Genomic DNA, 24,657 nt, shown 5'->3' with positions numbered 1-24,657 from the left:
CCTCCCCCGGCGAGTGATACCCGACCGCGCGGGGCGAGTCACGGCTACGCCGACGTGCGGTAGCTCCGCGAGGCCGCGATTCGGGTGGAGAGAGGGCGCACCATGAGTCGGCCTGCATTGTCACGGAGAATTCGGCCGATCGGAATCGGGGTGCTGACGCTCTTGGTCGTCGCGGCAACGGCAGTCGCCGGCTCCGTGACGGCTGAGCGGGCTGCTGCAGCGGATGGCTACACCGTCGAGCAGCCCGACTGGCCGGAGAGGCTCGACGTCACACCTTCTCAGATCGTTTTCCATGCGGATGCCGGACAGGCCTGCGACACACCTCAGAGCATCTCCGTCGTATCGTGGGCGGAACAGGCGACCTGGTCCGCCACAGCGAGCGACGGCTGGCTGCACTTGGATGCATCGGCGGGTTCGACGCCTGCGCAGCTGTTCGCGACGGCGGACTGCGCGTCACTCGAGGCGGGCGTGCACAATGCCACCGTGACCGTGGTCTCTGGAGATGGGGATTCCCGTTCCGTCGAGGTCGCAGCGGTGATTAACCCGGACGGTCCGATCCGCGTTGCAACCTGGAGAGATTCGCACCGGGGCGCATTCAGTTCGACCACGGATGACAGCTATCCGGCAGGCGCCTCGACGCTTATGGCCGCAGGCCTCACGGGGACGTTCGTGATGAACGGCTGGGCGGCCCCTTCCTACTATCCGGCGCTGCACGACGCGGGGATGGAACTCGGCGTGCATCTCGCGTCGCACGAGTGCGTGATCAAGGACGCGGGCTACGTCATTTCCCAGATCACCGACAACTTGGAGGCTGCCGCGGCGGCCGCCGGCTCTCTCGATGAGATCGCGTCCATGGCGTGGCCTTGTGGGGTGCGCAACTTCGAATCTGGAGTAATCGCCTCCAGATACCTCCTCGCCGCACGCGGGTACAACTTCAACGAACTCGAGTCGACGACTCCCTCGGATTTCATGAATCTGAAGAGCTACAACTCGCATGAACACACGCCGTACCCGCCCGGCGACCTGAAGACGATCGTCGACGATGCCGTCGCGCAGGGCAAATGGGCGAATCTCGTGCTTCACGAGCACACGAATGACGACGGCGCGATCGCCTATGCGTCGACCCAGAACGTTTGGGCAGCGCCGGTGAGCACGGTCGTGAAATACATCCTTCAGCGGGACCGCACATTCATCTCTGACGTGAGCGTGTCCTCAGATGGGGTCAGCTTCGATTTCAGTCGAATCGCCCTTCCCGAGGTCGGCGCGCGTGATTCCGAGGCATTCATCAGACCTCAGGATCTGGTCACGTTCACTCAGGACGTCACCGACTCTCCAGCAGTCAGGGACGTAACGGTCGGCGGTGTCGCCGTACCGTTCTCCTTCCGAATGGAGAACGATCGACGGATCCTGTTCTTCTCGGCTTCGGTGACAACTGCGACGCAGACCGCAGTGGTGGCGTACTCGCCGACCGCGCAACTCCGGGTGGAGTCGGAACATGTTTCGCTGAACGCTACTGCGGACGCGGCGGTCGTGACGACCGATGTCTCGGTTTCGATCGACGGCACCGGCACCGGCACCGGCACCGGCCCCGTCTCGTGGGACGCGAGCGCCGGTGGCACCAGCTGGTTGTCGGTCAGCCCCGCAACCGGCTCGGGCGGGGGCGAACTGACCATCACGGCCGATCCTGCGGGACTTACGGCGGGAACCTATTCGGGTACCGTCACCGTCGCCGCGGACGCACCGGCTTCAGGTTCGCGCTCGATCGAGGTGTCGTTCAACGTCGCTCCGACCGGCACGCAGGTCTTCAACTTGGACTACATCAGTCGTGCCGAGTTCCTCGCCGACGGTTGGAGCTATCTCGCTACGACCGCTGCCGGGGAGGTGCGCGACACCGAGATCACCTCGGGGCCGGGGGCGGTCGCGTACTACCCCACCGGCGTGCGGGTGCCCACTATCGACGCGACGCTCTGGGAGACGACGTGGAACGACTCTCGGAACACCGCGTTTCGCGCACTTCCGGCGAACTGGACGAGGGTGGAGGTCGCGGTCCCGGATTTCGCTCCGTGGACGAACTTCGCGCAGGCCGGTCTCCTCATCTACGGTGACGACGACAACTACGTGCAGCTCATTCGCGGGTACTCGAACTGGAACATCGTGAATCTCTCGAGCGAGACTGCCGGTCGCGCGACCGATGTCGCGTCGATAGCGGCGGCACCGAGCGATTTCCGCCTCCGCATGGACCGGAACGGCGAACTCATCACCGCGACCTACTCGGTTGACGGAAGCACCTGGATTCCGGTCGGCGAGGTTGCGCACAGCGTCGCGAACGCCAGGCTGGGGTTGATCGCAGGCGGGGACATCTCGGGCGATAGCGCGGTGGCGAACGCGACGTTCTCGCAGGTGATCGTGACAGCAACCGAGCCGGAGCCGGAGCCGGAGCCTGAGCCGGAGCCGGAGCCGGAGCCGGAGCCGGAGCCGGAGCCGGAGCCTGAGCCGGCTGGTGGGTCTGGGGTGTTCGATTTCACCGGGTATGCGGATCGTGCGGCATTGGTCGGTGATGGGTGGAGCTTCCTGGCTGAGACGGCTGCCGGTGCGGTTCGGAATACCGAGGGCGCGGGATTGGCGTATTCGGCTGCGGGGCTGCGTGTGCCGATCGCTTCGGGTGATATCTGGAGTCGGGGTGGCGGCTGGAACAGCTCGGTGAACAGCCTGTTCCATCCGATCTCGACGGACTGGTCGAGTGTGGTGTTGTCGCTGGACTTCAACCCGACGCTGGATTACAACAAGGCGAGTCTGGTCCTGTACGGCGATGATGACGACTACATCGAGCTCACGAGGAACAACTTCCCGGGAGTCGGCGGGCAGAGTGTGATCCTGGACAACGAGGTGGACGGCGTCGGCAGCATCGTTGCGTCTCAGCTGACCTCCGCGACCTCGATATTGCTGCGGTTCACGACGGATGGATCGACGGTGACCGGGTCGTTCTCGACGAACTCCGGGTTGACGTGGACGACCGTGGGCACGGTCTCCCGTACTGTGTCCAGTCCACGGGTCGCGATCGTCACGGGCAACGGTTCAGGCATCATCGTGGCCACCATCAAGAACGTCACCGTCACCGTCACCGATGGCGAGGAACCGGAACCGGAACCGGAGCCGGAGCCGGAGCCGGAGCCGGAGCCGGAGCCTGAGCCGGCTGGTGGGTCTGGGGTGTTCGATTTCACCGGGTATGCGGATCGTGCGGCATTGGTCGGTGATGGGTGGAGCTTCCTGGCTGAGACGGCTGCCGGTGCGGTTCGGAATACCGAGGGCGCGGGATTGGCGTATTCGGCTGCGGGGCTGCGTGTGCCGATCGCTTCGGGTGATATCTGGAGTCGGGGTGGCGGCTGGAACAGCTCGGTGAACAGCCTGTTCCATCCGATCTCGACGGACTGGTCGAGTGTGGTGTTGTCGCTGGACTTCAACCCGACGCTGGATTACAACAAGGCGAGTCTGGTCCTGTACGGCGATGATGACGACTACATCGAGCTCACGAGGAACAACTTCCCGGGAGTCGGCGGGCAGAGTGTGATCCTGGACAACGAGGTGGACGGCGTCGGCAGCATCGTTGCGTCTCAGCTGACCTCCGCGACCTCGATATTGCTGCGGTTCACGACGGATGGATCGACGGTGACCGGGTCGTTCTCGACGAACTCCGGGTTGACGTGGACGACCGTGGGCACGGTCTCCCGTACTGTGTCCAGTCCACGGGTCGCGATCGTCACGGGCAACGGTTCAGGCATCATCGTGGCCACCATCAAGAACGTCACCGTCACCGTTCCGTAGTTGCATGACGCTCGGGTACGACGGGGATGCGCGGCTTGCGATGGTCGCCCCCGAAGTGGGGCGTGAATCACTGAGCCGACTATGACACATTTTGTATCTGTCCTCGTCCCGACGACGGCATGTGCGCTCATCCCTGGCGGCGCGGGCCCGACCTGACAACCCGGGTGTCGTCGAGAACCCGAACTTCGCCCGAGGAAGGCGCCTGTATGACCAACGAACTCGGAGTGGCAGTCGTCGGCGCCGGCTACTGGGGGCCCAACCTCGCCCGCAATTTCCAGTACAGTCCGCACTGGCGCCTCGAATCGATATGCGATCTCGATGGCGACCGGGCGAACGCACTGGCCATGCGGCTCGGTGGCGCGCGTGTGACGACGTCCATCGCCGAGGTCCTCGCCGATCCTGCGGTCGATGCCATTGCCGTTGCAACTCCAGCGCGGACTCACTACGGGATCGCGATGGCGGCCATGGAGGCAGGCAAACACGTCGTGGTGGAGAAGCCGCTGGCGGACAGCGTCGACCGCGCGAACGAGATGGTGGCAGCCGCTGATGCGGCCGGCGTGACCCTCATGACTGATCACACGTACTGCTATACGCCAGCGGTACTCAAGATGCGAGAGCTCATCTCGGACGGACACCTCGGCGACATTCTCTATATCGACTCCGTCCGCATCAATCTCGGACTCATCCAGCCGGACGTCGATGTGTTCTGGGATCTTGCCCCTCATGATCTGTCGATCATGGATTTCCTTCTCCCAGGGGGCCTGGATCCGGTATCCGTGACGGCAGTGGGTGCCGACCCGTTGGGAGCCGGCAAAGCATGCGTCGGCTATCTTTCGATGGAACTGCTCAACGGGGCCATCGGCCACGCGCACGTGAACTGGCTCAGCCCCACGAAGATCCGACAGATGGTCATCGGGGGCTCACGCCGTACGCTCGTTTGGGACGATCTCAACCCTCAACAGCGCATCAGCGTGTACGACCGCGGGATTGATTTCGCGGATCCTTCGCTCGCTCAGGCGGATCGCCGTGCCGCCCTTGTCTCATATCGGCTCGGGGACACATGGTCACCCGCTCTCAAGGAGCGTGAGGCGCTCGAGGCGATGGTTGCCGAGTTCGCCGGAGCGATCCAAGAACGACGGCGGCCCCGCACTGACGGCCATGCCGGATTGCGCGTGCTCGCCACGCTCGATGCGGCCGCTCGGAGTCTTGCTACGGGCACTCGACAGCGGCCGGGCGTCCTCGTCGAGGAGCTCTCGTGAGCGTCGCGGCGGTCCCGTTCCTGGATCTGCCCGCGCAGCAAGCGGAGATCGCCGACGAAGTCCTTCCCGTGCTGCATGCCCAGTTCGCGGCGGCGTCGTTCATCGGAGGCTCAGAGGTCGCCGCGTTCGAGCGCGAGTACGCCGAGTACATCGGCGTCGCCCACTGCATCGGTGTCGGCAACGGAACGGACGCACTCGAACTCTCGCTCAGGGCGCTTGGGATCGGCCGTGGGGACGAAGTGATCATCCCGGTCAACACGTTCATCGCGACGGCGGAGGCGGTTACGGTAGTCGGTGCGACCCCGGTCTTCGTGGATGTCGACTCGGACTACCTCCTCATGGACCCGGCGGCGTTCGAAGCGGCGATCACGCCACGGACACGGGCCGTCATCCCAGTTCACCTATATGGGCAGACCGCTCCGCTCGATCGCATCACGCCCACCGCCCGCCGTCACGGCATCCACATCGTTGAAGACGCGGCTCAGTCGCAGGGCGCGGACTCCGCTGCCGGACGGGCGGGGACTCTGGGCGCGATCGCGGCCACGAGCTTCTATCCGGGCAAGAACCTGGGGGCGGCCGGCGACGCAGGCGCCGTGCTCACCGACGATGACACCCTGGCGGCATTCGTCCGAAACTACTCGACACACGGCAGCTCGACGAAGTACGTCCACGATCGTGCGGGGCAGAACTCCAGGCTTGACGCGATCCAGGCAGCCGTTCTCCGGTCCAAGCTCCGTCGGCTCGATAGGTGGAACGCCGCCCGGCGCGCCAGAGCTGATCACTACTCGGAGTTGCTGGCAGAGATCCTGGAGGTGCGTACCCCGAAGGTGCGACCGGGCAATGCCGACGTGTGGCACCTCTTCGTCGTGCAAGTCGATGAGCGTGACCGTGTACACGCCGAACTGGGTGCCGCGGGAATCGGCAGCGCGATCCATTACCCGACACCGTTGCATCTCACGGCCGCGTACGGGGGACTCGGATACAGCGCAGGAGCGTTCCCGGTCGCCGAGGCGGCGGCACGCCGCATCCTCTCGCTCCCGATGTTCCCGCACCTGACGACGGACCAGCAGGAACGCGTCGTCAGCGTGCTCGCACGCGTGGTGGCGCGAGGCTGAGGACATGCGATTCCGCATTCCAATCCGACGGAAGACCCCGCTTTCACCGACCGTGACCGCGGTGGTCCCCTGCTACAACTATGGGAAGTATCTTCCGGACTGCGTGAGGAGCGTGCTCGGGCAGCCGCATGTAGAGGCGTCCGTGATCATCGTCGATGACTGCTCTACGGATGGCTCGTGGCAGGTCGCACAGATGCTGGCGGCACAGAACCCTCGTGTTCGGGCGGTGCACCACGAACGCAACGAGGGCGCCGTCGCGACGTTCAACCACGGGATCTCGCTCGTCGAGGCGGAGTATCTCGTCTTGATATCGGCCGACGACGCGCTTGCGCCAGGCGCGCTCGCGCGAGCGACTGCGCTGATGGCGGCGAACCCGCAGGTCGGCCTCGTCTACGGCCATACATCGAGTTTCAGTGGGGAGATTCCGCGGTGGCGCGAGCGGCCAGTGAGCTGGTCGATCTGGTCGGGCGAGGAATGGCTGCGAGCGCAGTTCCGACTCGGATGGAACTCGATCAGCAGCCCGGAGGCCGTTGTTCGAACATCGGTACAGCATGCCGTTGGCGGCTATGACGCCGACTTCCCGCACACCCATGATCTCGAGATGTGGTTGCGGATCGCGGCTATTTCCGACGTGGGACACATCAACGGCCCGGACCAGGCATTCCATCGGGATCATGGCTCCAATCTGTCCGGCGCGTTCACGGGTGCTCGCGACCTCGAAGAACGGTTTCGTGCGTACTCGAGATTCCTCGACGTAAGCGCGGAAACAGTGGATGTCGCGAGTCTGCGTCCCGTACTCATCGATCGTGCAGCTGAAGAGGCGATGGCGCTCGGCCTCGAGGCGGCTGCGGTCCGGCCGCCAGATGCCGACGCGGTCACCGAGGCACAGCGCTTGGCACAACGGATCGATCCGGGCATCGCGAATCGACCCGGTTGGCGCGAGCTCGAGGCCGCCAGGAAGGGAGCGCTCGCGCGGGCGACGATGAGAGAACGCCTCCGAAAGGTGCAACGACGAATCGACGACCGTAGGCGGTGGTGGAGATGGCGACTGATCGGAGCCTGAAGATGCACACCGCTCAGATCACGCCGCCGACCGAGGGGCTCTCGTCCCCCAGCCTCGAGGAGCCCCGATGAAACGCTCGACCTTCCGACTGCTGTTCTCCGCCCCGACGAGGCACAGGCTCACGCTCGGCACGCTCGGCACGGTGGCGACAGGATTCGCGGACGCTGCGGGTGTGGCCCTCATTGTCCCCCTTATGCAGTTGCTGAGCGGTGCCGCCGTCGACCAGGGGGTGCTCCGATGGCTCGATGAACTCTTCGGCAGTCCTGGCCGCGAGACGCTGGCGATGTACCTCGCCATCATCACGTTCGGCGCCTTCTTCCTGAAGGGCGTCGCGGTGATCGGATTCCGCTGGTGGCTGCTGGGGTTCCTGGGGCGCGAAGAAGCCGAGATGTCGACCCGATTGCTCCGCTACTTCTTGAACGCACCGTACGGGTTGCATCTGAAGCGGAGTTCCGCCGATTTCATCAGAGTCATCAACGATGCCGTGCACGTCGTCTTCAAGCAGAGCGTGATCGGCGTGATGAACATCATCAGCGAACTTGTGACGATCATCGCCGTCTCGATCACTCTCGTCATACTCGTTCCGGTTCCCGCATTCCTCCTCCTCGCCTACTTCCTCCTCATCGTCGCGCTGTTCTATTCGGTCGTGCGTCCGGCGGCCAAACACGCCGGGACGCGGTTGATCTCATCCATCGCCCGGGTTTACGAAGGGGCGATGCATGCGCTCGGTGGTATCAAGGAGATTCGCATCCGGCACAAGGCTCCGTACTTCCTGCGCCGCTACAGCCGAGCACGCCACGACTACGCGGCGGCCGAACATACCGCTGCCTTCCTGGGCGAACTCCCCAAGTATCTGTTCGAGGTTGCCTTCATCCTGGGCATCGCCGGTATCAGTCTCTACATCTTCGCGACGATGACTCCTGCCGAGTCGGTGAGCGCGCTCGCTGCGCTCACCGCCGCTGGTTTCCGTCTGCTCCCGAGCGTGACCCGCCTCGTGTCGTCGATGAGTACCGTTCGACTGGGACGCCCCTCCTATGAGGTTGTGCTCGCCGACCTCCGCGACGCTGAACTCGCGGAGGAGAACGAGGCCGCAGATGATCAGGTCACGGCCCCCTTCGCGAGGTTGCGCCGCGATGTACGATTCGACAACGTGACGTTCACACATGACGGCCGCGAGCGCCCGGCGGTCGATAACGTGTCGATCACGGTCCCGGTGGGCGAATCGGTTGCGCTCGTCGGCCCGAGCGGAGCCGGCAAGAGCACCATCGTCGACCTCCTTCTCGGTCTCTACGCGCCCGAGAGCGGGACGATCCGCGCTGACGGCATCGAGATCCACGACATGCTCCCGGCGTGGCAGCAGAGCGTCGGCCTCGTCCCCCAGGAGGTCTATCTGCTCGACGATAGTCTGCGTGCGAACATCGCGTTCGGTGAGGAGCCCGAAGACGTCGACCCGGTGCGTCTTGCCGAAGCGATCGACGGAGCGCAGCTGACGGAACTCGTGGCCCAACTCCCGGAGGGCCTCGACACCTTCATCGGCGAGCGTGGCATCCGCCTGTCAGGCGGACAGCGGCAGCGCATTGGCATCGCGCGCGCGCTCTACACCAAGCCGCAGCTGCTCGTGCTCGACGAGGCGACTTCGGCGCTCGACAACGAGACCGAACAGAGGATCTCGGAGACCATCGCCAACTTGCATGGCACTGTCACGATCGTCATCATCGCGCACCGCCTCTCGACGGTCCGGGACTGCAACGAAGTGATCTTCCTGCAGGACGGTCGCGTCGCAGCGGCAGGCGGGTTCGACGAGCTCCAGCTTCTGAACGATGACTTCGCTCGACTGGTGAAACTGGGGAGCCTCAAGTGAGCGTGGGCGGGCCGGCGGAATCCGGGACCCCAGCGGAGCCGCGCGCGAATTCTCGGGTCCTCAACCGCATCCGGATCTTCGGCAGCGGCGCTTCGAGAGTCCTTTCGCTTGCGAATCCGGAGGACGCTGGCACGGATGCGGTGCGGGGCGCGCGGGAGTCTGTGCGCGTCCCGGGTCTTGATGGTCTGCGCGGGATCGCCGTGTTGTGCCATTACGACATCGGCAAGGTGCGCGCGGGCGGCGCGATCGGCGTGACCGTGTTCTTCGTCCTCTCGGGCTACCTCATCACGACGCTGCTTGTGAGCGAATTCCGGGCGACCGGGCGGATCGACTTCAAGGCGTTCTACATGCGTCGGATCATTCGACTGCTTCCGGCATTTCTGTTGCTCGTCGCCGTCACGCTCGTGATCCTGACGGTGTTCCAGGATCCGACGCGCGTGTCCTACTGGGGGCACGCGCTCGCGTCCATCGCCTACATCGCCGACTACGTGTCGGCGACTGGCTCGAGCATGTCCGTCGTCGGTCACACATGGTCGCTCGCCGTCGAGGAGCAGTTCTACCTGCTCTGGCCGCTGGTTCTCCTCGGCGTCCTCACTTTGGCTCTCCAGAGGCGACGCGAGCCATTGGTTGCGATCGCGCTCATCCTCGGTGCCGCCGTCGTCTGGCGCGTGGCGGCAAGCGTCGTGCTCTCGCCCGATTGGGTGTACCACGCGTTCGACACGAATGCCTACGCACTGCTGACCGGATGTCTCATCGCGGTGCTGCTCATCCACCGGCCGAACCTCGTGGGTTGGCGTACGGCGACCTTCGCGGGTCGCCGCGTGTCCGCGACGATCGCATGGAGTTCGCTGGCGCTGCTCGTCGGATGCTCGTTCTGGATCCTCCCGTTCTACCCAGGCAACTGGATCTGCGTGTTGGCAATCTTGCTCACCGGTGCGCTCCTAATCGCCGGGGTCGAGCGCCTTCCGATCCTCTCGTGGCGACCTTTGCGGTGGTTCGGCACCATCTCATACGGGCTCTACCTCTGGCACGCGCCTCTGCTCTTCGTCCGGCCGCACGACGACTGGATCGGGAACCCCAGCGCATCGGCCACGTGCTTCTCGCGATCGGCCTCGCGGTGCTCTCGTACTATCTCGTCGGGCAGCCGATGATGCGTCTCAAGGGGCGGTTCGAGCGGACGCGGAACAGCATCCACTCCGTGACGGTCTCGCCGGCGGAGCACGGACCGGAGTGGAGTATGCCCGCACGACGTTCGGATCTGGAACGCGAGTGAACGGCACGCTCGCGCGAATGATCCGCGCAGCACAGCGCGCGGCGCACCGGGTTCCTGCGCCCGTCCGGAGACTCCTCAGGCCCGTGTTGGCGAGGCAAGGCGTGGGCCCCGAACTCGAAGGGTGGGATCGGACGCTCGTCACTGCCCTGGACGGAGAACTGGTCTGGCCGGCCGCTGCATCGTCGGCAACGGTGCATCGGGTTGCGGGGGTATCCGGCGGTGACGGTGTCCGCTGTCTGCTCGTCACCGAGTCGCTCGACGGCGGCGGAATGGACGAGTTCGTCGCGTTCCTCGCGCGGCAGCTCCCCGCCTTCGGTGTGCATGCCGCGGTGCTCCTCGCGCCGGTCGGGATGTCCCGGGGGCTGGGACCGATCGCCCAGGAGCTCGCGGCGGAGGGCATCGAGGTAGCCGATCCCGGGGATGAATCCGAGGCGTGGATCACGCGCTGGAAGCCGGATGTGATGGCTGTCCACGGGAATGCGAAGCGCCCCCTGGAGATCGCCGCGGTCCTCGGCGTTCCGGCGGTGCTCGTGCTGCACGGGATGCACGATCTTTTCGACATGCCCGAGTCGGAAGTCGTCGACAGATATGACCTGCTCTCCGGAGTCATCTGCGTCAGCGAACTCGTACGCACCCAGTACCTCGCCCGATCGAGCCGGATCGACCCGGCACGCGTGCGGACGATCGTGAACGGCATCGACGCACAGCGCACTCAGGGAATCGACCGGGCGGCGGCGCGCGACGCGCTGGGACTCGACGATCAGTTCCTCTTCCTGTCGTTGTCACGGCATAGCATGCAGAAGAACACCTACGGGCTGGTCAGCGCGTTCGGTGAGGTCGCTCGCGATCGCGCGAACGCCCATCTGCTGGTCTGCGGCCGAGCAGACGACTACTCGTATACGGAACAGGTGCTCGGGCTCCGCGAACGGCTGCCCGCCCGCGACCGGATCCATCTCCGGGGGAGCACTCGTCGAGCCGATGTGCTGCTCGCAGCGGCCGATGCTTTCGTGCTCGACTCGTTCTTCGAGGGTTGGGCGCTCTCGAGCATGGAGGCGCTCGCAGCCGGCGTCCCAGTGCTCATGAGCGATGTCGGCGGCGCGCGCGAGCAGCTCGCGGGCGGACCGACACGGGGCCGCTTGGTCCGCAATCCCATCGGCGACCCGCTCGCTGTCAACTGGGAAACCATGTCGAAGGCCAGATTCGCCCCCCAGGCCAACCGAGCCGAGTTCGTCGCTGCGATGTCCTCGTTCGCCGATCGCGAGATGGACTTCGCGGATCGGGAGACGATCGCCGGCGACGCCGTCGAGCGGTTCAGCGCGGCGCGGTGCGTCGCGTCCCACGCCGAAGCGCTCGAGGCCATCGCCCGGGACGGCCGGTGGAGGCGGCAGGAGGGGATCGGGGATGAGCACTGACGACGCGAACGGCCGGAGTCCGATCGTCTGGGTCGCGGGAGTCGGCTGGGACGACATTCCGGGAACCGATCGGAGGATGGCCGAGGCGCTCGCAGCGCTTTGTCCCGTGATCTGGATCGACTCGCCGCAGAAGCTCACGTGGTCCGGGCTTCGTTCGCGCCGGACACACGCGAGCGAGCAGGTCGGCGAGAATCTTCAACGGGTTCGTGTACCTGCCCCCCCGGGTTTCTCGCGCTGGCCGATCAGGCTGCTGACAGCGGTCATCCATCGGCGGGTGATCGCCAGGAGCCTTCCCCGTGGAACCGTGCCGCGAGCGATCGTGGTGGCGGATCCAGTCATGCGATTTCCCGACGGCGTGCCTGGCCCCCGGCTCCTGTACGTGACCGACGATTGGCTCGCCGGCGCCAGCGCCGGGCTCATGCGCTATGCCGAATCGTGGATCAGGGGCGTCCTGTCGTCCAACGCGCAAGAGGCCGACGCCGTCGCCGCGATCACCACCCCGATCCTCGATCAGGTCCACACTCTCGGCGTCCGGACGGGCACACCGGTCGCCATCGTGCCGAACGGTGCCCCGAAGGTGGAACGGGTCGCACGCACGCGTCGCGCGATCGCGGGGTTGGTGGGACAGCTCAACGAACGACTCGATCTCCCGACGCTCGAGGCAGTCGTGGACTCCGGCGTTCCGCTGCGGTTGATCGGGCCGCGATTCGACCGTCAGGCCGAGTTCTCGGACCGCCTCGATGCCCTCATCGCCCGTGACGACGTCGAGTGGACGGGCAGTCTCGGCTCGCAGGCCCTCGCGGCGCAGCTCGCGGAGATCGGCGTCGGACTCACCCCGTACGCCGAATCGGATTTCAACCGAGCGAGCTTTCCGCTGAAGACCCTCGAGTATCTCGCCGCCGGGGTCGCCGTCGTTTCGACTGATCTCGCGGCGTCGCGCTGGCTTGACACGGAGCACGTCACGGTGACGACGAGCGCAGCAGAGTTCGCCGATGCGGTGCGCAGCCGGGCGAGTGCGGTCGGTTTCGAGGGCGAGGCCATTGAGCTCAGCCGGATCGAACTCGCGGAACGGCATGGCTGGCCCCAACGAGCGGTTGAGTTCCTCGCGCTCGCGGACCGGGCGGCGGTGTTCGCCGGTCTGCGCGGGGACGGGAGAGCCTGACCGGAAGTCGGCCGCCGCGTTCGTCCATCGCGGTGGTCGATCACTCCGCCGATGCGCGGGAACCGCGGATGCCTGCTGAGGCGGTTCTCGCAAACCCAGCAGCTCGTGCGGCTCAGAGCGCGATCTTGTACACGTGGTACGTGTACTCGTTCGGGAAGGCGTCGGTGAACGAGCCGTCCGAGACGGAGAGCGTGCGGCTCTCGCCAACCACCTCCACCGTCTTGCCGTCGATGCCCGCAGGGAGCTTGAAGGAGCGGCTCCCGGTCGTTCCGTCGGTCATCGCAAAGATGTACGCACTGCCGTCGTACGCCTTGAGCATCGTGTCGAGACCGCTCCCGAAGCTCCATTCGTATGACTGTGTGTTCAGTACCCGCGCGAGGCTCTTCACGAAGTTGTTGACTTCACCCATCGCTTCGATTTGCCTGTACCCGCACCATTTCGCGCCCTTCGTCTGCGCGTCCCGGATGGCCATGCCCGACGGGCAGGGACCTTGGAAGGATTGGTTGAAGTAGATCAGGCCGCGAGCTTCGTTGATGATCGAGTTCATGGCGGCGCCTTTGATCTGGTCGGGCGAAATCGTGAGGTCGTAGTCGTAGTACGGATCGGATGGGTCCAGGAGTTCGATGTAGTTCCAACGCGGTTGCAGCGTTCCATCTGCCGCGTCACGCTGCGTCAGCCCGTTGACTGTCTTGCCATAGCTCGAGGACGTGTGGCACGCACCCAGCTCGACTGGATCGGCGAGCAACCACCCCCGGTACGGCTGGAAGTCGCAGTATGGGGCGGTGTACCAATAGAGATCCACGGACACGGCATCGGTGAATTCGTTGACGTAACGTTGCTGGTCTTTCAGCACCATGTCTGGGCCGATCACCAGGCTCGTGTAGTTGGCATACAGGAACTTGCCGCTCGCAGCCCAGCGGTCTTTGATCGCCTGCAGGTGTGCGAATCCGTCCGCTGGAGTGTCCGACCAACCGTCGACCTCGTCGTCCATGAACACGCCGGGCCAATAGCGCGAAGTCTCCTTGAACGTGTTGTTCAGTTTCGGCCCGACCCAGTACACGCCGCCCTCTTCGAAGAGGGAGAAGTCTGTGCCTTCCCACATTCCTGCGTAGAAGTTGATGCCGTGGGCTTTGTCCCAATTGACTTCATCGGCGCTGCTCACATTTCCCCACCAGACCCCGATGGGGAAGAACGACGAGTCCGCCCAGTCGGTTGCGGCGGGGAATTGCGCCCAGTATTCGGACCCGCCTTCCCACGGCACGTGCGGGAGGTTGAGCTCGTTGGGCTGCGGATTCGAAGGAGCAGCTGTGGGCGACGGATCAACGCTCGGTGTCGGCGTGGGTGTCGGTGACGGTGCTGGTGCTGGCTTCGGTGTCGGCGTGGGCGTGGGCGTGGTGGGACGTTTCGTGGCAGTCGGTCTCGGAGTCGGCACCGGACCCGGAGCGAACACCACATCGACGAGATAGTTGGGCCCGTGATAACTCAAGGTTGGGAAGCCTCTCCCATACCGGAACATGCCTCCGCCGCGAGGCACCGTCAGCCCATTCTTGCGATAGGTCTTGGCGTACGTCTTTCCAGACACCGCGAAGTGGCCTCCGGAGGCGAGGTACGAGACGGTGATCGTCTCACCGGCAGCGAGCCGTACCGGCCGGTCGAGCGCCGCGGTCTGCCACCCCGGGGTGGATGACTTCGGGAACGTCGCTTGGGCGATTCGACGACCGTGCGAGGACCACACGGTGGCAGCGTACGACCCGTGTTGCGCCGCGCTGCGGTAGAACTGGACGCCAGTGAGGGTACCGGGGCGATCGCTCGAGAGCGTCACCCCGAGTTCCACGGTGTACGGCTCCGATTCGACAGGGGTCGTCGGGCGGACGCTTTCGCTGAACAATCCAACGGTTGCCGGTGTAGCGAGGGCGGGCACGACCACGGAAGTCCCGATCAGCGCCATCAACCCGAGTCCGACCGCTCCGATTCGCTGCCAAGTTGTTCTCGGAGCTCGAGCGGCGTGTCGTGGATGCATGCCAGACCCTTCCGTGTATCACCGTCGGGTGCTCGGTGCCGTAGAATTGCGGTAGGGCAAGCGTTACGGTACCAGCCGCTCCCAGTGGCGTCCAGATCGCTGTCTCGCCGTCGAAGGTCCTTCCTGCGACGGGTCATTCGGTGGTCCGATTGTCCGGCTTGGTGCACGAGAGTGACAGTCCCGCTGCATCCCGAGTAGTGAGGAAACAAGGACTCCGTGATCTTTCGAGAGGTCCTCGTCGCGATGGTGCGTCGGTGGTATGCCGTCGCTGCGGTGTCGGTGGTCGGCGTGATCTTGGCTGTGTCATTAGTTCACGACAGCGGATCGTATTCGACCCGGACCGTGGTCTCGTTCATGTTCCCGAACATGCAGACGCTTTCGCCGTATAACGGCACAACCGACGACAGCGTCATCGGGTTCGCGGCCTCGGTGGCCAAGGTGATCAATAACGGCCGCGAACCGGCGTCGTATGCGAATTCCGATGCGCCGTATTACGGCGCAGGAGTCCGCGAAGGCGTTCTCGTGAACCTTCCGAAATGGGGCGGGCAGTGGACGAAGAGCTACTCGAGGGCAGAGATCGAGTTGCAGATCGTCGGGCGGAGCGAGGAGTGGGTTGAATCTATGCAGGCGAAGCTGATCTCGAGAATCGGTGAAGTCGCCGAGGAACAGCAGGCGTCGATGAACATCCCGGCGGATCAGCGCATCAACCTCGTTGTCGAACCGCTCACCAAGTCGATCGAACATGTCATACCGGGCCGCACAGCCGTGCTCGCTGCAATCGGCGCTCTGCTCGCGGCGGTAGTGCTCGTGTCCGCTTGGGTTGCGGTCATCTGGGAACGCTTGGCGTCTGGCCGCGCAGCGAGGCGGCGACGCCGTCGCGGCGGTCGAGAAGCCATCCTCGAGGGAGTCGCATGAACCCGTATGATGTCGTCCGCGCAATTGCGCGGCGCTGGTATATCCCGCTTGCGGGCGTGGTGATCGGAGCGGTTCTCGCGATTGTGGCGTGGTCCGTCGTGCAGCCGACGTACGAGCGGAGCGCGAGCCAACTCCTCCTTCCAGGGGAATCGAGCGTTCCTGATGGAGATAACCCCTACCTGTACATCGGCGGTATCGGGCCTGCCGGTGATGTGCTGGTGAGAAGCATCGCGTCGACCAACGCGTTGAATGACCTTGAACGTGAGTTCCCTGGTGCTGAAGTGGCGGTCGGACGTGATCCGACCACATCGGCTCCAGTGATCAATATCACGGTGACTGCTCGCAGCGACGACGAGGCTGCCCAGGTTCTCGACCTGTTCGTCAAGCGCACCTCAACCGTGCTCGAGGATCTGCAGGCTCAAGAGAGAATCCCCGAACCCGACCGGATCACGGTGATCCCGATTACCGTCGACTCGGAGAGCGTGCTCCGCCAGAAGGAACGCATGATGGTCACGGTCGCGGCGGGGGCCATTCCGGTGGTGTTGTCGGCATTCGTTGCAGCGCTCGTCGACGGACTGATCGTCGCCCGTTCCCGACGGCGTCGTTCTCCCGACGACTCGACCGACGAAACCACCGTGCGGGGCCCGGCCGATTCGTGGTCGGCGGATGGGTTGGAGTTCGAGGACTCCGTGGAAACCGGATATGACACGCTCGAGCCAGTGAGATCCGTTCGTCGAGACGAGTGAGACGACATTGTCATCGATGAAGGGCGAGTGGCGTCCAGTTCCGGCCGTAGAGCATCGTGGCTTCGGTCGTCCGCACCGAGCGAACGCGGTGACGATGCTCACGGTCTACCTCGTGCTGTTGCTCGCGATTCCATCGAACGTCGTGATCGAGCCGCTCGGCTCGCTCGGGCGACCGTCGATGCTCTGGGGACTTCTCTTGTTCGCCTGGTGGGTGATGGCTCGACTTCAAGCGCCGAGCTACGCCGTTTCTCGCGTACCGCAACCAGTGCGTACGGCGTTGGGCGCGCTCCTCATTGTCGCCCTCGTGAGCTATGCGAGCGCATTGCTGCGCGGCCAGCCGTTCGATCAGGTCAGTCCAGCGTCGACTTCGATGTTCCGGTTGTTCGCGTGGGCCGGAGTGCTCCTTGTCGCGCTCGAGGGCGTTCGTACCATTCGTGATCTGACCACGCTCGTGCGGCGCATGACGATCATCGTGAGTCTGCTCGCGCTCCTCGGCATGGTCCAATTCGTGACCGGACGGGTCCTGGTCGACTTCTTCGGCTCAATCCCCGGGCTCGAAGTCTCGTGGGGGGGCGTCGATGCGCGCGGCGACTTTACCAGAGCGGTCGGCACGGCCACGCACCCGCTCGAGTACGCCGCCGCGCTGAGTGCGGCATTACCAATCGCGATCGCGGTCCTTCTGGCGAAGGGGTTCCGCCAGGACAACCAGCAGGGAGCATGGGGCTGGTGGTTGCCAGTGGTCTTCATTTCGGTTTCGTCGCTGCTCGCCGTCTCTCGCTCGGCGATCATCGGTTTCGCCGTCGCGGTAATCGGAATGATTCACGCGGTGCCGCGAGCGTATCGTCTGGTGGTCGTGCTCGGCGGAGCTGTGATCGCCGGCGGAATCGTCGTGGCGGTGCCTGGCTTGTTCACGATGCTGGTCCGGCTGTTCGCCGAGTCGGGGACTGACGCGAGCACGACCTCACGCACAGACGGTCTCGCGCGAGCGCCCGAGTTCATTCTGACGAGCCCCTGGTTCGGTGCCGGCTTCGGTACGTTTCTTCCCCGGTACTACATCTTCGACAATCAGTGGGTGCTCACGACCGTCGAACTGGGCATCCTTGGCGTTCTCGCGTTGGCTGCGATCTTCCTTGCGGCGATTTGGAGCGCGTTCAGTGCCAGGAAGCGTTCTCGGCATGCTGATGTGATGGTTCTCGGTAGCGCATTCTCGACATCCGTCTTGTCGCTCGGAGTGCTCTTCGCGTTCTTCGACGGCCTATCGTTTCCGATCGCCGCCGGGCTCTTCTTCCTCGTGGCTGGACTGTGCGGTGCGTTGCGCACAATAGGGGAAGCTGATCACTCGATGACTTCGGCTGCGCCGTTTCCCACGACCGCGTTGAACTGACGACAACGAGTTCACGCGGCCTGATCTCGAGACCACCCCGACACTACTGGCTCACGGGCCGCGCTACTTGCTCGTAGTATCGGCCCATTTGGTCGAGTCGATGCCTCCACAAATGATGGCTCGCGGCGTGCGATCGCGCAGCCTCGCCCATGCGGATTCTGAGCGCCGGATCCTCCACCAGGCTCCGAATGGCCGCGGCGCAGTCGCGGGCGAGTTGTTCGGGAGTGACGGCAGGGACCCTGATCGCGCTGGCGTCGTCAACGAATGCCGCAGGCCCCCCTCGATCAGCGAGGATGAGCGGGAGGCCGTGCGACAGGGCCTCGAGCACGACGCCGCCACCAGGCTCGCGGTAGCTCGGGAACACGAAGATATCGGCCTCGCGATAGAACTCGTCAACCGCAGCGCGCGCGACCATTCCATGGAATGTAACGCGGTCACCGAGGCCGAGCTCGTGGACGAGTGCTTCACAAGCTGCGCGATCATTGCCGTCGCCGAGTACGTCGAGGACCAAGGAAAGGTCCCGCAGCTCTGCGAGAGCTCGGATAACGTCGCGCAATCCTTTCGTTCGGATGGTTCGTCCGACGTGCAGGAGTCGGACCGGGCCGGCTCGCCTGGCCCGATCGATCGGGGGCTGTACCTCATGCAATGCGACTTCGCTCATCGATTCGAAGCGACGGATCGGACTATCCGATAGAACGTCGCGTACGTAGGGCGCGATTCCGACGACACAGTCCGCGGACTCATAGGTCGCGCGCAAGGAGCGATCGTGTTTCAGCCGGAATCGGTCGATGCCCCGCAGCCTCTGATACCAGGGAGTCGCCCCCTCTTCACAGACGAACGCGGGTGGTGACAGCAGGCTTCCCCCCACCGGACCGATGACGAACGGGATGCCCAAGCCGGCCGCCGGAGACGGATACCTCATGGCAACGGGGACCACTTGGTGCGCGAGGTCGAACTGCTCGCCAGAGGCGAGCTGGCGCCGGATCCAGCGGCGTGCCCGAAAATAGAACGGTGCGTACCCCGGCTGCATGAGGCTGTTGAGTCTTTCGAACCTGCTGACGAATGGCGGCTCACTCCATTCGATGACGCGAGCGTTGGACAGCTGCTTCGAGAGCGGGGTGTGCCCCTTCTTGTACGAGGCGATCACTGTCAACTCGAACCGTTCCGACAGCAGCCTGGCCCACTGGAACGCGTTCCATGCTTCGCTGATGTCCTCGCCGTCGCACGCCGGCGCGATCAGGAGGATCTTGCGTACACGGCGTTCGCTGACACCGTCTCGTTTCACGGTCGATTCCGCCGCCTCCCCGGGACTCGTCATGACTCGTGACCGATCGTTCTCCGAGAGCGGGAAACCGTGGTCAGCAGCGTGAAGACCGCGGCATCGACCAACGAGAAAGGCCCTCGAACCGTACCGAATATGCCGGCGAGCGCTCCCGCACGTGCGCCAGCGGGTCTTGTCGGTGGCGCTACGGCACCAGTCCGCTTGAGTGTCCCGAAGAGGGCGCGCGTGGTGCGAGGCGCGGGAACGAGCACGAGATCCGTCTCCACAATCTGCGAAGCAGCACTTCCGTGATCACCCGCGGTGAACCCGCTGACGGCGGTATCGCGTACTGGATCCGTGGCGCCGCAGACGCGAGCCCGAGCCCGAAGGTAGGACCGGACGACCCAGGATGCTGCTGCGACATCCCACGCGGTCGGAGGGTGAGCGCTCGCATGCTCGAGGTCGGCATCTCGGAGGAAGTCGAGCGTGTCGAGGATTGCCGCCGACGAAACGTCCGCGCGGGCATCCACCACCACTCGGGGCCATCCCCCGGAGACCGTCTCCACGACATCGAGGAGCGTTCGGCCAACCGGTGGGTCGTCGATGATCGTCACGCCGGTAGGCAGCGCCGCGGGATCGAGTCGGCTCGCGTGAGCGAGTTTGAGGTCGCCGATGATGAAGATGCCGACGGGGGAGCCGGCCGTGAATGGCCTGAGCACCTTCAGCACACGCTCGACATCCGATTCGCGGTCCCGGGCGTCGATGATGATGACGCCGGTCGCCTGCGCGTAGCGTTCGCGAGGCGGGTATCGTCGCGCCCTCGGGAGCGATGTCCACGACGACTCGAACACGACTGCACGAAGCATCGCCCGATAGACGGGTTTGTCGGCTCGCACGATCTGGTGCATCACGATGACACCCCGATAGATCGCCGACCTGAGCGGGCTTGCGTGTTTCCGCATATAGCGGAGGCGATTCACGGCGATCAGGCGCTCGAGATCCATCGAGACACCCGAGCCATGTCGGGAATGGCGCACAACGGCGGCCGGCTCGTACCAGACGTGATACCCCGCCTCACGAACACGTCGAAAGTAGTCGGTCTCCTCCGAGTAGAGGAAGAATCGCTCGTCCCACGAGCCAATTTCGTCGGCGACGCGTGCATCGATGAGCAGTGCCGCGCCTGTCGCCCATTCAATGCGATGCGGTGCAGCGTATTCGTCAGGTCGAAGAACCCATTCGCTCCAGGCGGTCGGCCTGCTCCCGAAGGCGACTCCGAAGGCGGCATCGCCGACTGCGCGCGCGACGGTTGGTTCGCGACGGAGCGAGATGAAGTGTCCACCGTCAGCCTCGAGTATTCGCGGGACGACCAACCCTGCCCCAGTTGTGCGCATCCGCTCTCGGAGCCGAAGGAGGCATCCGGGTTCCACGACGAGGTCGGGATTGAGCACGAGGATGGAATCGGTTTCGCCGACCTGCCCGAGCGCGATGTTGATGCCACCGGCGTAGCCGAGGTTGCCACCCGTCTCGAAGACGACGACATCGTCGAACTCGCGCGCGACGTGGAGTGTCTCGTCCTGCGATGAATTGTCCGCGACGATGACGCGGACACGTTGCTGTTGGGCCTCGGCTCGCAGCGATGTAATGAGCGTAGCGAGATCGTTCGCGCTCTGATAGGTGACGATGATCACCGTGACATCGGCGTGCTCATCAGCACCAGCGAAGCGGGCCGCAGTGGCCGCTGTTCGTCCCCCGGCCGCTTCGCTCGTGGGTGACGCCATGTCGCGTCGTGAACGTCCACCGCTCTCGCGCTCGGTTGCTGCGCGCGGCGCAGTGAACGGAGCCGCGTCGATTGACTCCATCACGAGCGGACCGCATTCGTTTGCTGCTCGTGCGCATCTCCCGGGCAGGTTTCGTCGGTCGAGCGCCTCGACACCCCGGACAGATGATTCGCGAGCCGCACACCGAGGCACGCGGCGAGGAACGTCGGGTTCGCTTCGCCGGCGGTCCGGAACACGCTGCTCGACGCGATGAAGAGGTTGGACGACCAGAACGTACGGCAGTCGCGGTCTACGACTCCATCCGTCGGGTCGAAACCCATGCGCGTTGTGCCGATGCTGTGGAAGCCGTCAGTCGTCTGCTCCCACGCGGACTCACGTACACCCGCCGGGTCGGCAGCGAGATACTCCAGTCGCCCGATTCCGGACTCGCGGAGCCGCTCGTCGAGCAGCTGGTGGCACCGAAGTAAGGAATCGATGTCCTCCTCCTGATACCGGTAGTCGACTCGGAGGACCGGCGTGCCGTCCGGAGCCGTAGCCATGGTCAGCCGACTGTCAGCGAACGGCAGCTGTTCGGCATGATAGTGCAGGCCATACCGGCCTCGGTCGTTCCGCAGGATGAACCCGGGCTTCCGGACGGACGACAGGTATCGTCGGCGCAGGATGTCGAGAACATCGCCGACCGCGCGCCACGGCTTGCGAAGGACGTTCCGCAGGTGCGCGGAGATCCGGTACGGCGGCCGACCGATGTGGCGAAGGCGGATTCCCTCCGCGAGAATACGGCGGCCGATCGGCCGCAGGATCAGCCCGAGGAATACGAGGGAGAGTGTGGGGTTGCGGTGCTCGTGCTCGTAGAATGGCGGGTTGTCGAGGTAGAAGGCCGTGTTCAGCACCCGGTGCTTGCGCTGGGCCTCCTCGCTGAACGAGAACCGACGCCGGACGTACGTGTCGTGCTCGTCGAGGACGAAGTCGAGGTCGGCGGCGCGGGCAGGATCGTCGAGCACGATGTCGGCGATGCTTCCAGTCAGATGACCCATGTAATACCGCCCGAGTGGTCCGTCCGGGCCGCCGAATGAGTCGGGCCGCCGACGCTGCTGCTCGAGCAGGAAACGGGTGGTCTCCAGACCCCCTAAAGCGAGCACATACGATCGAGCCCGAAGGCGCATCTGAGTGCCTGCCCGCTCGACGACGAGGCGCGCGACCTTTCCGTCTGCAGCGAAATCCGCGTCGACCAGGCGTGTGTCGAGCAGAGCCGTCACATTGGGGTGATCGATGACCCTTCGGCCGAGTCGGGTGGCGAACTTTGGCTGGCGTGCCCAACGCTCGAGATTCGACATGTGGATGTCGCCGAGGCCATTCCAATCCGGTTGATCCGACCGAAAGACGGATGCGCCGCAGTCGAGGAACCGCGCTGCCGTTTCGACATACGGCTCGACATCGCGAGCATCGATCGGCCACGCGCTGTCGGGTACGTAGTCGCGCTCCTCGAAGTCGATCGGCTCGAATGGTACGCATCGACCTCCCCAGATCGACGACGTGCCACCGACCCCGCGTCGAACGGTCTGCTGGAGCGGCGCGTGGCGGGCCGGATCGAGGATCTCCGTCCGCTGGCCGGAGTGCGGCCGGATGTCTCGCGCCGCGGAGCGCTCTGTACCCGCGTCCACGAGCAAGACGGTGAGCCCGGCCTCCGCGGCCGCCATCGCGAATGCGAGCCCGACGGGGCCGGCGCCGATGACGCAGCAGTCCACGTCACCGGGCGGCTCCGTCCAGGATCGGAGCAGTGTCATCGTCGGGCCTCGTCGTTGTGGGTCTGCGGTGTCGCACGGGGGCGCCCTACGCGGGTTGATGCATCCCGCTCCCACACGACTTCGCGCCGCCGCATGATCCACGCGGACGGGCGGCGGGCGATCGCCGTCAGAGCGAGATACCAGCATGCGTCGATCGCGCTCCGAGGGCCTCGAATCGAGGCGAGCACAGCTCGGACACGCTTCTGCGCCGCCGAGGGGATCCCGAGTTCTACATGGCCGCGGTGCTGGCGGGCGAGCACAGCGAGGAGGCTGTGCATGTCGCGTGGTGTGCGTACCCGCATCGGCGGTGCAGGGACCACCAGCTTCTCTTCCTCCTCGAACTGTTCGTCGAACCACGAGTCGTCTGCCGTCACCGACGCGAACACCCCGAAACGGCGGTGTCCGATCTCGTTCGCCGCATAGCCTCCCGCTCCCCAGAGTCTGGTCGCAGGTGCGGGGATGCGGCTGCGTGCGCGATAGTAGGCCCGCACGGGTGCGGAAGCATCGCCGATGTCGTAAGCGAAGTAGGGACGAGCCGCCAGCGCTCCACCTTCGGCGAGTGCGTCGAAGAGAGTGAGCACGGTCACCGGCTCGATGTCGATATCAGCGTCCAGGTAGAGTCGCGGCCACCTGCTGGCAGCAGCGTCCCCGGCGTTCATGGCGGCGGTCTTCGACGCGGTCGTGATCTCGAGGACACGGATTCCCGGATGCCGGCGCGCGGCCGCCGCGGTGCCGTCGGAGCATCCGTTGCACACCACGATGACCTCGATGCCCGGCAGTCCGCCCAATCGAGTGATCGAGCGCAGCGTGCGGTCGATCACTGCTTCCTCGTTGTGTGCGGGAATGATGATCGCGCCACGAGCGTTGGCCGCGCGCCCGCGCACGTCGACGGCCCACGCGGGCGAGAACGACTGAAGGACGGCGCCATCGCTCGGAAGAGCGAGGTCGACCGCTGACTCGAGCCGAGCAGCCGCTCTCATCGTCATGTCCCTGCTCGTCGGAGCATCGCGTACGCGCCCGGCCCCTGGACGACGTAGCGTCTGAAGAGTCGCCGCGGTTCGAGCGCGAGCCGCCAGGCCCATTCGAGTCCCGCGTCGGCGACCCACGTCGGGGCACGGCTCACCCGCCCGGCGAGGAAGTCGACGACCGCGCCGAATGCGAGCAGCACGTTCGCTCCGGTCTCGGCGCCGAAGCGGTCGATCCAGAGCTCTTGGCGCGGCTTGCCGAGGCAGACGACGAGCACGGACACCTGGGCGGCGGCGATCTCGGCGGCCAGGTCGGCCGACCGGTCGGCGTCGAGCAGGTCGGCGCGATCGGGCGCCCAGAGCCCGGCGACGCGGAGCCGCGGGTAGTGCTCGCGGAGCGACTCGGACAGCGCGGCGTGCGTGTCGGGCGATCCGCCGAGGAATCCGATGGCGGCGCCCTCGCGTTCGGCCCGTTCGAGCACCGGCGCGATGAGGTCGCTGCCGGCCAGCCGCGGGTGCGGCCGACCGGTGAGCCGCTGCGCGTGGGCGGCGATCGGCGCGCCGTCGATCAGGTGGAGCCACTCGATCGCGCTGCGTCGGCCCTCGCGCAGGCCGAACGCGCCGTTGAGCGCACGCCCGTCGCCGAAGTGGTGCAGGTGGTCGAGATTCACCGAGACGACGGCCAGCGGTCGGTCGCCGCCCGACGTCGCGCGGCGGGAGACCAGCTCGACCGCCTCGTCGAGCGAGCACAGGTCGACCGGTACGCCGCCGAGGCGCACCCGTCGGATCGCGGATGCCGCACCCGGCTCCGCCTCGCGGCGCTCGATCAACGTCATC

The 24,657-nt window shown here is 65.3% G+C and carries 17 protein-coding genes; 11 read left to right on the top strand and 6 right to left on the bottom strand.

All coding sequences use genetic code 11. The features are described 5' to 3' along the window. Positions 1–150 precede the first annotated feature (150 nt). The 8 genes from MTO99_RS11220 to MTO99_RS11185 all read left to right on the top strand — a co-directional run bounded on the left by MTO99_RS11220 (position 151) and on the right by MTO99_RS11185 (position 12,967). Complete coding sequence (locus MTO99_RS11220) at positions 151–3,822, top strand: beta-xylosidase family glycoside hydrolase (RefSeq protein ID WP_243553693.1); 3,672 nt, start codon at positions 151–153, stop codon at positions 3,820–3,822. 206 nt (positions 3,823–4,028) lie between these two features. Further along, the gene (locus tag MTO99_RS11215; protein ID WP_243553692.1) at positions 4,029–5,081 is read left to right on the top strand and encodes a Gfo/Idh/MocA family protein; all 1,053 of its coding nucleotides are present in this window, start codon (positions 4,029–4,031) and stop codon (positions 5,079–5,081) included. Further along, entirely contained in the window at positions 5,078–6,196 is a 1,119-nt protein-coding gene (locus MTO99_RS11210) for a DegT/DnrJ/EryC1/StrS family aminotransferase (RefSeq protein ID WP_243553691.1), read from the top strand. The genes MTO99_RS11215 and MTO99_RS11210 overlap by 4 nt, the downstream gene beginning before the upstream one ends. A 4-nt stretch (positions 6,197–6,200) precedes the next feature. Further along, on the top strand, positions 6,201–7,259 hold the full coding sequence (locus tag MTO99_RS11205; protein WP_243553690.1) for a glycosyltransferase family 2 protein: 1,059 nt from the start codon (positions 6,201–6,203) through the stop codon (positions 7,257–7,259). A gap of 67 nt (positions 7,260–7,326) precedes the next feature. Next, positions 7,327–9,120 (top strand): ABC transporter ATP-binding protein, encoded by a 1,794-nt coding sequence (locus tag MTO99_RS11200; RefSeq protein ID WP_243553689.1) that lies wholly within the window; start codon positions 7,327–7,329, stop codon positions 9,118–9,120. Continuing rightward, positions 9,117–10,271 carry an acyltransferase family protein gene (locus MTO99_RS11195; protein ID WP_243553688.1) on the top strand — a complete coding sequence of 385 codons (1,155 nt, stop codon included), beginning with the start codon at positions 9,117–9,119 and terminating at the stop codon, positions 10,269–10,271. Before MTO99_RS11200 ends, MTO99_RS11195 begins: the two co-directional genes overlap by 4 nt. Before the next feature lie 223 nt (positions 10,272–10,494). Then, a complete protein-coding gene (locus MTO99_RS11190; protein WP_243553687.1) occupies positions 10,495–11,805 on the top strand; it encodes a glycosyltransferase in 1,311 nt (436 codons plus the stop codon). Continuing rightward, positions 11,795–12,967 (top strand): glycosyltransferase, encoded by a 1,173-nt coding sequence (locus MTO99_RS11185; protein ID WP_243553686.1) that lies wholly within the window; start codon positions 11,795–11,797, stop codon positions 12,965–12,967. The genes MTO99_RS11190 and MTO99_RS11185 overlap by 11 nt, the downstream gene beginning before the upstream one ends. A gap of 112 nt (positions 12,968–13,079) precedes the next feature. Here the strand turns inward: MTO99_RS11185 and MTO99_RS11180 are convergent, their stop codons facing one another. Further along, positions 13,080–14,915 carry a DUF4082 domain-containing protein gene (locus MTO99_RS11180; protein WP_243553685.1) on the bottom strand — a complete coding sequence of 612 codons (1,836 nt, stop codon included), beginning with the start codon at positions 14,913–14,915 and terminating at the stop codon, positions 13,080–13,082. A gap of 288 nt (positions 14,916–15,203) precedes the next feature. On the opposite strand from MTO99_RS11180, the gene MTO99_RS11175 reads away from it, so the two are divergent. The 3 genes from MTO99_RS11175 to MTO99_RS11165 all read left to right on the top strand — a co-directional run bounded on the left by MTO99_RS11175 (position 15,204) and on the right by MTO99_RS11165 (position 18,032). Next, positions 15,204–15,902 (top strand): hypothetical protein, encoded by a 699-nt coding sequence (locus MTO99_RS11175; RefSeq protein WP_243553684.1) that lies wholly within the window; start codon positions 15,204–15,206, stop codon positions 15,900–15,902. Continuing rightward, the gene (locus MTO99_RS11170; protein WP_243553683.1) at positions 15,899–16,648 is read left to right on the top strand and encodes a YveK family protein; all 750 of its coding nucleotides are present in this window, start codon (positions 15,899–15,901) and stop codon (positions 16,646–16,648) included. The genes MTO99_RS11175 and MTO99_RS11170 overlap by 4 nt, the downstream gene beginning before the upstream one ends. A gap of 94 nt (positions 16,649–16,742) precedes the next feature. Then, the gene (locus MTO99_RS11165; RefSeq protein ID WP_243553682.1) at positions 16,743–18,032 is read left to right on the top strand and encodes an O-antigen ligase family protein; all 1,290 of its coding nucleotides are present in this window, start codon (positions 16,743–16,745) and stop codon (positions 18,030–18,032) included. A gap of 43 nt (positions 18,033–18,075) precedes the next feature. On the opposite strand, the gene MTO99_RS11160 is transcribed toward MTO99_RS11165, so the two are convergent. The 5 genes from MTO99_RS11160 to MTO99_RS11140 form a co-directional block, all read right to left on the bottom strand. Next, positions 18,076–19,317, bottom strand: coding sequence for a glycosyltransferase family 4 protein (locus MTO99_RS11160; protein ID WP_243553681.1), 1,242 nt, complete (start codon positions 19,315–19,317; stop codon positions 18,076–18,078). Between the two features lie 29 nt (positions 19,318–19,346). Further along, positions 19,347–20,981, bottom strand: coding sequence for a glycosyltransferase family 2 protein (locus tag MTO99_RS11155; RefSeq protein ID WP_243553680.1), 1,635 nt, complete (start codon positions 20,979–20,981; stop codon positions 19,347–19,349). Positions 20,982–21,151: 170 nt separating this feature from the next. Then, positions 21,152–22,855, bottom strand: coding sequence for a GMC oxidoreductase (locus MTO99_RS11150; RefSeq protein WP_243553679.1), 1,704 nt, complete (start codon positions 22,853–22,855; stop codon positions 21,152–21,154). Then, on the bottom strand, positions 22,852–23,841 hold the full coding sequence (locus MTO99_RS11145; RefSeq protein WP_243553678.1) for a glycosyltransferase: 990 nt from the start codon (positions 23,839–23,841) through the stop codon (positions 22,852–22,854). The genes MTO99_RS11150 and MTO99_RS11145 overlap by 4 nt, the downstream gene beginning before the upstream one ends. Beyond that, positions 23,838–24,656, bottom strand: a complete 819-nt coding sequence (locus MTO99_RS11140; RefSeq protein WP_243553677.1) for a WecB/TagA/CpsF family glycosyltransferase — start codon at positions 24,654–24,656, stop codon at positions 23,838–23,840. The genes MTO99_RS11145 and MTO99_RS11140 overlap by 4 nt, the downstream gene beginning before the upstream one ends. Position 24,657 lies beyond the last annotated feature (1 nt).

It is taken from the genome of Agromyces larvae (assembly GCF_022811705.1).
Classification (GTDB): domain Bacteria; phylum Actinomycetota; class Actinomycetes; order Actinomycetales; family Microbacteriaceae; genus Agromyces; species Agromyces larvae.
This window is presented reverse-complemented; position numbering and strand designations above follow the sequence as displayed.

Coding starts and splice junctions, on each gene's coding strand:
- MTO99_RS11215 (WP_243553692.1), top strand. CDS start 4,029: ATGACCAACGAACTCGGAGTGGCAGTCGTCGGCGCCGGCTACTGGGGG.
- MTO99_RS11205 (WP_243553690.1), top strand. CDS start 6,201: ATGCGATTCCGCATTCCAATCCGACGGAAGACCCCGCTTTCACCGACC.
- MTO99_RS11200 (WP_243553689.1), top strand. CDS start 7,327: ATGAAACGCTCGACCTTCCGACTGCTGTTCTCCGCCCCGACGAGGCAC.
- MTO99_RS11185 (WP_243553686.1), top strand. CDS start 11,795: ATGAGCACTGACGACGCGAACGGCCGGAGTCCGATCGTCTGGGTCGCG.
- MTO99_RS11180 (WP_243553685.1), bottom strand. CDS start 14,915: ATGGCGCTGATCGGGACTTCCGTGGTCGTGCCCGCCCTCGCTACACCG.
- MTO99_RS11170 (WP_243553683.1), top strand. CDS start 15,899: ATGAACCCGTATGATGTCGTCCGCGCAATTGCGCGGCGCTGGTATATC.
- MTO99_RS11165 (WP_243553682.1), top strand. CDS start 16,743: ATGCTCACGGTCTACCTCGTGCTGTTGCTCGCGATTCCATCGAACGTC.
- MTO99_RS11150 (WP_243553679.1), bottom strand. CDS start 22,855: ATGACACTGCTCCGATCCTGGACGGAGCCGCCCGGTGACGTGGACTGC.
- MTO99_RS11145 (WP_243553678.1), bottom strand. CDS start 23,841: ATGACGATGAGAGCGGCTGCTCGGCTCGAGTCAGCGGTCGACCTCGCT.
- MTO99_RS11140 (WP_243553677.1), bottom strand. CDS start 24,656: ATGACGTTGATCGAGCGCCGCGAGGCGGAGCCGGGTGCGGCATCCGCG.